At 56.5% G+C, this 1,279-nt stretch carries 1 protein-coding gene; it reads right to left on the bottom strand.

From position 1 onward, the window contains the following. Positions 1-61: 61 nt before the first annotated feature. A protein-coding gene (locus tag H4684_RS20490; protein ID WP_407644779.1) for an IS3 family transposase occupies positions 62-1,191 on the bottom strand; the annotation gives its coding sequence in 2 pieces (ribosomal slippage) (positions 62-942 and positions 942-1,191; 1,131 coding nt in all). Positions 1,192-1,279: the final 88 nt, after the last annotated feature.

Genomic DNA, 1,279 nt, shown 5'->3' with positions numbered 1-1,279 from the left:
AGAAGTGGCTCAGTTTGTTTGAACAGATTCGCCTGATTTTTAGGTGGAATCTCCGCCATTCTTACATCGCCATTTTTACCTGGGGCATCTGTTCGGCATAGGCCTCGTCAGGAGTTTTTCTGCCTAGCCGCGAATGTGGACGCTCCCTGTTGTACCAATCCATATATTCCATGATCGACCGCCGGGCATCGCTCACCGTGTCGTAGGCGTGGAGATAGGCCCGCTCGTACTTCACTGTCTTCCAGAGGCGCTCGACAACCACGTTATCGCGCCAGGCCCCACGACCGTCCATGCTCAGTCTACAACCGCGATCCCGGACGGCTGTTACGAACTCGACAGCCGTAAACTGACTGCCTTGATCCGTGTTTACGATTTCCGGCGTGCCATAACGGTTGAAAGCATCCTGGAGGACATCGACGGCATGGCACGCCTCCAGCGTGATCGCGACCTTCGACGCCAAGACTTTGCGGCTGGCCCAATCCACAACCGCGGTCAGGTATACAAAACCCTTGGCCATCGGAATGTAGGTCGTGTCCAGGGCCCACACTTGGTTGCTTCTTTCAATGAGCAGGCCCCGAAGCAAATAGGGGTATACCTTGTGCCCAGGATGTTTCTTGCTGGTGCCGGGCTTGCGGTACAGCGCGACAATCCCCATGCGCGTCATCAACGAGCCTACATGCTTGCGACCTACGCGGAATCCGGCTCGAACCAATTGGTCCCGGAGCGCTCGGGCGCCCATGAACGGGAACTCAAGATGCAACTCGTCAATGCGGCGCATGAGTGCCAGATCGGCGGAGCTCACCGTCCGGGGCTGGTAATAGACGCTGCCGCGGCTTATTCCGACCAGTTCGGCCTGTCTCGTGATTGATACTTTGTGTTCGCGGTCGATCATCGCTTTGCGCTCAGCAATCCCACCTTGCTGAGTGCGCTTTCTAAAAAATCGTTCTCCAGCGTCAGTTGACCGATCTTGGCGTGGAGAACCTTCAAATCCACCTCGGGTTCGCTGGCGGATGGCTTGCCGAAGACATCGGAAGCCCGCTCGCTGAGTTGCCGCTTCCATTCTGTGATCTGGTTCGGATGCACCTCAAAACGCTGCGCCAGCTCGGCAAGAGTCTTGTCGCCGGCTATCGCTGCCAAAGCCACCTTGGCCTTGAACTCGGCTGAATGCTTCCGTCTCGTCTTCTTCGTCATTCTCTGCTCCCTAATCATTTGCGTTTGAAGGGGTCGGGACTAGCAGAGTTCCCACCTAAAGGCTTGTGCAAATTTCCGGGGCCACTTC

The organism is Desulfomicrobium macestii (genome assembly GCF_014873765.1).
Classification (GTDB): domain Bacteria; phylum Desulfobacterota; class Desulfovibrionia; order Desulfovibrionales; family Desulfomicrobiaceae; genus Desulfomicrobium; species Desulfomicrobium macestii.
The sequence above is the reverse complement of the archived record's forward strand: the minus strand, read 5'-3'. Positions and strand labels throughout refer to the sequence as shown.